At 42.6% G+C, this 6,234-nt stretch carries 5 protein-coding genes; 1 reads left to right on the plus strand and 4 read right to left on the minus strand.

What is annotated here, in order from left to right:
- Positions 1 to 138: 138 nt before the first annotated feature.
- The 3 genes from QXE01_02830 to sfsA all read right to left on the minus strand — a co-directional run bounded on the left by QXE01_02830 (position 139) and on the right by sfsA (position 3,741).
- A complete protein-coding gene (locus QXE01_02830; GenBank protein MEM4970170.1) occupies positions 139 to 1,608 on the minus strand; it encodes an ABC transporter permease in 1,470 nt (489 codons plus the stop codon).
- A gap of 5 nt (positions 1,609 to 1,613) precedes the next feature.
- Positions 1,614 to 2,672, minus strand: a complete 1,059-nt coding sequence (locus tag QXE01_02835; GenBank protein MEM4970171.1) for an ABC transporter permease — start codon at positions 2,670 to 2,672, stop codon at positions 1,614 to 1,616.
- Between the two features lie 361 nt (positions 2,673 to 3,033).
- Complete coding sequence (sfsA, locus tag QXE01_02840) at positions 3,034 to 3,741, minus strand: DNA/RNA nuclease SfsA (GenBank protein ID MEM4970172.1); 708 nt, start codon at positions 3,739 to 3,741, stop codon at positions 3,034 to 3,036.
- 414 nt (positions 3,742 to 4,155) lie between these two features.
- Between sfsA and QXE01_02845 the strand changes: the two genes are divergently transcribed.
- Positions 4,156 to 5,364: a glycosyltransferase gene (locus tag QXE01_02845; GenBank protein ID MEM4970173.1), complete on the plus strand. Its 1,209-nt coding sequence runs from the start codon at positions 4,156 to 4,158 to the stop codon at positions 5,362 to 5,364.
- 127 nt (positions 5,365 to 5,491) lie between these two features.
- Here QXE01_02845 and QXE01_02850 read toward each other — a convergent pair.
- The coding region (locus QXE01_02850; GenBank protein MEM4970174.1) for a glycosyltransferase at positions 5,492 to 6,234 on the minus strand (743 nt) is incomplete at its 5' end.

Genomic DNA, 6,234 nt, shown 5'->3' on the forward strand with positions numbered 1-6,234 from the left:
ACCCAGCCTCCTCTACTTAGAGGAATATAAGGTGGGCTGAACCAAAGCTGGTTACAAATGGTTACAATTGAAAGCCCCCTTTTAGGATGGGAGAGGTTGGGCTAACCCATAGTAGAGCTAGATCTTTCGATTATCTGCTCACTTGAATTGCTGTTGCTGGAGTGTGAGCTTTGGGTTTATCCTCTCCTCCAGCGCCATACCCATTAGAACGAATCCAGCCATATAGCTCGTTATACCGGCTATCGGTGCGAAGAGCCACCACCAGGCCCCATTTATCAATGCACCCTCGTTATATGCCTCGTTAAGCATCCTACCCCACGATGGTATGTTTGGATCTCCAAAGCCTATGAACTGGATTAGAACCTCCGTCGATATAACCCCTGGGACGAGGGATACTAGGCCATATATTGCTAGGGGGGCTAGCCTTGGTATAACATATCTCCTAAGGATCCAGAGTCTACTGGCGCCAACAGCTATAGCGGCCTCTATATAGGGCTCCCCCCTTATAGCCATTGCCCAAGACCTAGCTAGCCTAGCCAAGCCAGGCCATGAGACAAGCACTATTAGCCCATATAGCACAGACATAGATCTCCCAAGGGCTACTGTGGCTATCATTATCAGGGGTAGGGCTGGTAGGAAGAACACTGTATCTGTTACGAAGGTGAGCATCTGATCCGAGAGCCTCCCAACCCTAAAGCCAGATATAGATCCTATAGATATTGCTATTAGAACTGTTGCAGCTGCAGCAGACAAGCCGAAGAAGTTAGCAACCCTCGCACCCTCTATGAACTGCCTCCATACATCAGACCCCTTTTGATCTGTCCCCATGAGGCCGTGGGCAAGACCGAGGATCTTTATTGTTATGCCTCGAACCTCGAGGGTTATACCGCCACACCTATTTGGATCTATACATGTGTATGTAACATTTATGACGCCCCTTATCCTTGTCCCCTGATCCAATAGCAGATCTTTTACAGGGTTAACCATCACGGGGATCGGGGGTTCCTGGATCCTATTTAGGAAGGGGTATGGAAGCCTTATCGATGAATTATATATCTTGGATCCCCCGCCAGCTATGGTTTCCTCTGCGAGGAGAATGGTGTATCTTCCAGCGGCGATGCTATCCCTCACACCCCCATATTCCACTGTGACAAGCTTACCCAAGAGATTCTCGCTTACTATGGATAGGTTAACCCTATATCTCACGCTATATTGTGAGGAAATCCATATGCTATATTCAACTACCATGGATCTAGCGGGTTTATATGGATATTCAAAGCCCCCAGATATTATGACATATGATCCGGGCTTTTCAAGTGTAATACTAAGCGAGTATTGATCATAGCTATTTATAGCTATATATCCATTAGCTCCCTCTACATGCCATCCCTCCAGCCTCTTAACAATTGTAGGAGGTAGCCCTGGCTCGAATATATATGCAACCCACATAGGCTTAGCCAGATAATCCGCCTCCCACATACTCTCAAACGAACCTATATACCCAGCTAGCATTGAGTAGGTACCTAGGGCTGCGTAGAATATTACTATCGAGAGCCCTACATAGAATTTCACCCCTAGTGCTCTCCAACCAGCCCTCTCTATAGCCAATGGGATCACCTTGTATATCCTGCAATACCCTGCCTAACCCTTGGATCTAGTATCGCTATCAATATATCGGATATATATAGGGATAGCGATACCAACATAGTGGAGATCACGAAGAACGCATTCATAACTGGTATATCATTATTCTGAATAGCCTGGTAAGCATAGTAGGCGATCCCCGGCCATGATGAGACTATCTCCAAAGCGATCGAACCACCAAATATCGTGGGTACAGAATACGCTATCTTAGTCATTATAGGTGGCCTTATATTTGGCATAACCTCTGATCTAAGCACATCCCATTCAGAAAAACCCTTAGCCCTAGCTGTTACAGTATACTCCTCACCTAGCTCAGAGGCGATTATGGATCTGAAGAAGTAGGCCCAAACACCATAGAATGATAATATAGATGCTATATATAGAGGGGTGAGATACCAGATCCAATATCTAATATCATGAACCCCAGTGATATTCGTTGTTGGAGCCCTAACAGGTAGTGGGAGAAGATATATCCCCCAGGACACCTTAGGCATATATGCGAGGAAATAATAGATGATCAATACAAAAACCCATACAGGTACTGAGAAGCTTGCTAGGCTCGAGATCGTAACCAGGAAATCCAAGACCCTCCCCCTAGCCCTCGCAGCAGCGATCGCGAGGTAATATCCTACGAAGATGGGGATAACAACTGCGAATATATATAGAGCCAGGGTATATGGAAGCCTCATCAAAATCTCTGATGAAACGCTTCTCATAGATGTTAGCGAATATCCAAAATCAAAGGTGAGGGAGTTCTTTATAAATATAACCAGCTGATCTGGGAGGAGAGGCCTTGAAAGCCCATAGGTTGCTGAAAGCATTGAAACCCAGCTCGTATACCCAGGATCATCAGAGGATCTAACAACAGCCCTGAAAAGAGGATCTAGATATTGAGTGGGTAGAAAAGGGTTAGCCCCTAAAGCAACAGCCGGCAACACCCTAGTTAGGAGAAAGAAAACAGCTAAAGCAGATATGAATGTTACAAACGTCATAAGGCCTCTAACAACTATATATCTACTAAGCGACATATAATCCCCGAATATAACTATATGCTAGAAAATAAATATTAAGATCCACAGGCAAATAATCAAAAAGATATTTATAATTGAAGGCCTTGACCTCTAGATGTGGAAGGAGATCAATTCATCATATTCCTTAGCATATAAAGCCTATGTGTTTGGAAACAAAAGGCCTGTCAAGGCTTTTAAACCATTAAGAAGTGATTCGCTATCGTAGAGAGTGTCCCTAGATGAAACCCTAAAGCATCCTAACCTATTATATCTAGCCGAGCAGCTACACCTAAAAACCCAGCTGTTCTTCTCCAGCTTAACAAAGATTGAGATTCTTATATGATAAGGATTAGCTATGATGCTAACCATCGATAAATAACTATGTTGGTGGATCTAGTGTGACCGGTAGGTCGGGGTCTGAGAGGACTATGGAATTATTGCTTATGTAGAACTTAATCGCTTTTATATATACACCTCTCATAGATGCTTTTTTAAGTAGATCTGGTAGTAGGGGGTCTACGCTACTAGGGCCGAAGATCCTTGCTAGTGGGTGGCCCGCTATGAAAACCAGATATCTATCTCTACCCTCTAGCCTAGAGAGGATCTCTATATGTTTTCTACCCCTGAGGCTTATAGTATCTGGGTATCTAGCGCTCATATCGCTTGGGTGGAAATACACGGCGCTCTTAAGCTCTACAAGCGCTTCTCTATCGCCTCTTCTGAGAAGGAAATCGATTTTCGTTCCTCCAATCTCTATATCCCTCTTATGAACCCTATATCCCTTGAGCCATTCTATGAGGTTATTCTCGATAGATGCTATGAATGCCCTCTCCTGCAATTTAGTATCTATGAGTGTCCACATATCCCCATCCACATGTGAACCTACCACCCTCAAGCTAGTCTTTCTACCTTTAATCCTGGTACAGAGAATCCTAGAACCTCTATATAATATATCGATCAGCCTACCAGTATTGTTAATATGCACCATAGCTTCTAGAGATCCACATACAGCCCTACCAACAAACCTATTCTCACGCCTTATAAAGACACACTCAATAGTATCACTGAGATCTATAATCCGTAGCATTAGGTTCCACATAATATGACTGTTAGCATAATAATGAGTTTTTAGATTCCTCTAGCTACCATAGCTATCCCCGTTGATCTAGCAGAATAGAACATCTAGAGCTTAAAAACCATCATATCCCACAGAGCTGATAAGCCCTCGACTAGTTTGGATGATGCGCCTCTACTTGTTAATAGCACCTAGATATAGAGATCTCTGAGCTATAGTGGGCAATATGAAGGAAAAATGAATATTAGTAAACCCTAGAGGCCACTCACCCGAGAGCGGTTTGGGCCACCCTTTATTAGTGGAGACATATGAATTGGCAGTCACCTCGGTTAAATGATATACCCCTAATCTGTTCTCTGCTAACGTGTAACCAGGATATAAATTCTTAATAACCCTCTATCCCGGAATTGTTTAGAGGATATTGTTTTGAGCATTGTATTTTTAACAGGCTTCTACCCACCCCCTGAGACTGCTAATGGTGTTAGGATATACTATTTTGTTAAAGAGCTTAGGAGGAGAGGATATAGTGTTACAGTTATAAGGATGTACCCTAGGATTATATCCAGCTTCGTTGAGAGGGGTGGCTATGGAGAGACTATTATAAACCTCAGATCTAGTAGATATGCAGGGCTTATCGGTAGAATCGCGGATCTCGCTGATGGAGTGCTATCCCCACAGATAGATAGGATCCTCGAGATAATCAAGACCCAAGGACCATCCCTCGTTATAGCCTCTGTACCCCCTATCGAGGCGGCATATCTAGGCTATAGAATTTCGATGAATCTAGGCACCCCTCTAGCCATAGATGTGAGAGATCTAATAGAATTCTACAGAGGAGATGGATTTATAAGGACTATCTATAGATCTTACTCGATGAAAAAGATCCACAAGATATATAGGGAAGCAGATCTTGTCACCACAACCACCGAGGCTCAGAAAGCTGTTCTGCAGAGCATTATAGGCCGTAGAGATATAGTTACAGTTCATAATGGTGTTGATATAGAGCTCTACACAAGGATCTATAATATAGTGGCACGACATAGAAAGACAGAGGATATATATGAAATAGTGTTTCTAGGAGATCTCAGCTGGAGATACCATATGCTTGAGGAGATAATAAAAGGCTTTTCACTAGCATATAGAAAATCCAATGGTAAAAGACTAAAACTTAAAATAATAGGTGATGGTCCTCTTAGGGAAGAGCTAGAAGCTATAGTTAAAAAGCTTGAACTCCAGAGCGCTGTATCTTTTAAGGGGTATCTAGATCGAGAGGTGCTCATCAAAGAGCTAATAACATCTGACCTAGCTATAACCGGCAGACCCATGTCCATGGATCTATGGAATATAACTAGTATGAGATCCACCATATATGAATATATCGGCGCAGGACTGCCAATCCTAGCTTTCGGCCCTAAACACTCATATATAGAGAAGTTCATAAAATATTACTCTATAGGGACATATATAACCAGCAATGATCCTGTGGATGTATGTGAAGGCATTCAATCTATGATCCATAGGTTGGGTGAGTTTGATAAAGATAAAATAAGATCAATAGCTAAAATATATGATAGAAACCGCCTGTCAAGAATATATGCAGATACTATAGAAAACCTATTAGCAAGAAAACATTGATATCTATATCCCTCACCACATAGTACAACATCTACAAAATACTATTTTATTACTAAATACTTCTCCCATCCATATCCCTTTAAATACTGATAGATCGGTAGGGCTGTCGAAAATATTAATATAGTATTTATTGATTCGTTATGTTCTCAATATATGTTCTATATCTCTTGATGGTTCTTTCAAATCCTATTAGCTCATCAGCTATTCTCCGGGCCCCCTCGGAGATCTTGTCTCTGAGCGTCCTATCCCTCGAGAGGATCTTTAGGGCTTCAGCTATACCCCCGATCCTCTCGATAATAACCACGTTCTCAAGGTGTTTTAACCCTGGTATAATTAGCTCGGCTCTCTTAGAAGTTATGGTTGGTACTCCATATAATATTGATTCTATCAGCTTTATCGGCACTCCACCACCGCTCACTATAGGGGCCAGCGAGAGTGATGCACAGCAGTAGAGGGATCTTAAGATGTTATCTGGGACTATCCCTAGGATCTTAACCCGCTTATCAGAGATCCTCCCTCCTATATATCTCCCTATACCCCCAACTATAGCTAGATCTATATCTACTTTCCCCTTATAGATCCCGTTCAAGACGCTATTGAGAGCATCGATATTCGGCTTGTGAGGGCTTCCAACGAATAAGGCATAGCCATTACACTCGAGACCTAGGCTTTCTATCAACTTCTGATCCCTTGAGCTGCAATCCCTTCTAGAGCCTCTTACCGTTGGGCCTAGATAGTGTGTCTCTAGGTTATAGAGCTTCTTGATGATCTCTTTATCCCTTAGGGATATAGCAATTCTGTTGGATATCATCCTCAGAGATCTCCACTCAACAGCCTTCATGGATCTATATGCGATGTCTTTAAGATATC

Source organism: Sulfolobales archaeon (genome assembly GCA_038897115.1).
Lineage (GTDB): Archaea > Thermoproteota > Thermoprotei_A > Sulfolobales > AG1 > AG1.

What these genes read in the sequence shown, in the direction of transcription:
- QXE01_02835 (MEM4970171.1), bottom strand. Translation starts at nt 2,672, where the DNA reads ATGTCGCTTAGTAGATATATAGTTGTTAGAGGCCTTATGACGTTTGTA.
- sfsA (MEM4970172.1), bottom strand. Translation starts at nt 3,741, where the DNA reads ATGCTACGGATTATAGATCTCAGTGATACTATTGAGTGTGTCTTTATA.